The sequence below is a fragment of the Streptomyces sp. YS-3 genome (genome assembly GCF_045257485.1).
Taxonomy (GTDB): domain Bacteria; phylum Actinomycetota; class Actinomycetes; order Streptomycetales; family Streptomycetaceae; genus Streptomyces.
In genome coordinates this window covers 1-1,477 of sequence record NZ_JBJHPC010000979.1, presented here as the reverse complement: position 1 = coordinate 1,477, position 1,477 = coordinate 1, and the positions used below count along the sequence as shown (strand labels likewise).

Here is a 1,477-nt window from a genome sequence, read left to right as displayed (position 1 = left end):
GCTGGGGCGCACCCTGGCCCGGGCCGGGTTCACCGTGGCGACCGGGGGCGGGCCGGGCGCGATGGAGGCGGCGAACCTGGGCGCGTACCTGGCGCCGTTCGCGGACGCCGTGCTCGGCGAGTCGCTGGAACTGCTCGCCAAGGCACCCTCGTTCACGCCGTCCGTCTCGGACTGGGCGCGGGCCGCCTTCGAGGTGCGCGGGCGCCACCCCCGGGGCGGGCTGTCGGTCGGCATCCCCACCTGGTTCTACGGCCATGAGCCGCCCAACGCGTTCGCCGGCCACATCGCCAAGTACTTCGCCAACGCCACCCGCGAGGGCGGCCTCCTGGCCCGCTCCAACGCGGGCGTGGTGTTCCTGCCGGGCGCCGCCGGGACCGTACAGGAGATCTTCGACAACGCGACCCCGAACTACTACGGGTCGCGGGGCGAGCCGACGCCGATGGTGCTGGTGGACCGGGAGCACTGGACGCGGCACCTGCCGGCCTGGCCGCTGCTCCAGGCGCTCGCCGAGGGCCGCCCGATGGCGGCGCGGATCGCGCTGGTGGACTCGGTGGACGAGGCGGCGGGGGAGCTGGCCCGGCTGTCGGCCTGAGCGGCCCCGCCGGGGATACGGCATAGATCACACCAGGCAACGCCGGGCGGCCCCGGCACGTCTGCCGCTGGGAAGCACGGGGAGCGGGCGATGTCCCCCTCCCCCCACATCGGTGAACGGAGTTCCGGGTGCTGCTCGGCCTACTGACCGCGATCGCGGCCTCGATCTGTTACGGCACGGGCTCGGTCCTGCAAGCCGTGGGATCCCGTAAGTCCGCGCGCCGCGAGGCGGCGGCGACGGCCCGTACCCAGCACGGCGGCCCCAGTCTGTCCTCGACCGCCAAGGCGGCGATGACCTGGGAGTTCATGGTCGGCACTGTGCTGGACTTCGTGGGCTTCGCCCTGGGTGCGCTGGCGGCCCGCCTCCTGCCCCTGTTCCTCTCGCAGACGGTCATCAGCGCGAACCTGGTGATCACGGCGGTCCTGAGCGTGCGGCTGCTGGGTCTGCGGCTGAGCCGGGCGGAGTGGGGCTCCATAGCGGTGGTCTGCTCGGCGCTGGTGCTGCTGGCGACGGCGGCGGGCGCGGAGGGCGGCGGCCAGACGTCCCTGGCCACGCACTGGTGGCTGCTGGTGGTGTCGGTGCTGCTGATGGCGGGCGGGGCGGTGGCGGTACGTCTGCTGGGCGCCCGGGCGGCGATCGTGGCGGGTCTGCTGTCGGGGCTGGGCTTCGGCGCGCTCGGCGTCGGCGTCCGCGTCCTGAACGGCGTCGACCCCTTCGACCTCGGCCGCCTCCTCTCGGACCCCGCGCTCTACGCGATCGCGGTGGCCGGGGCGGGCGGGATGTATCTGCACACGGTGGCGCTGCAGATCGGCTCGGTCAACGGGGCGACGGCGGCGCTGGTGGTAGGCGAGACGGTCCTGCCCGGCGCGATCGGCGTGCTGTGGC

2 protein-coding genes are annotated in these 1,477 nt (G+C 74.4%); both read left to right on the top strand.

Features of this window, described 5'->3' with window-relative positions; translation table 11 throughout:
* Positions 1 to 592: LOG family protein (locus tag ACJA3G_RS36855; protein ID WP_406557370.1), on the top strand; the 592-nt coding region annotated here is incomplete at its 5' end.
* A gap of 128 nt (positions 593 to 720) precedes the next feature.
* The coding region (locus ACJA3G_RS36850) for a hypothetical protein (protein WP_406557369.1) at positions 721 to 1,477 on the top strand (757 nt) is incomplete at its 3' end.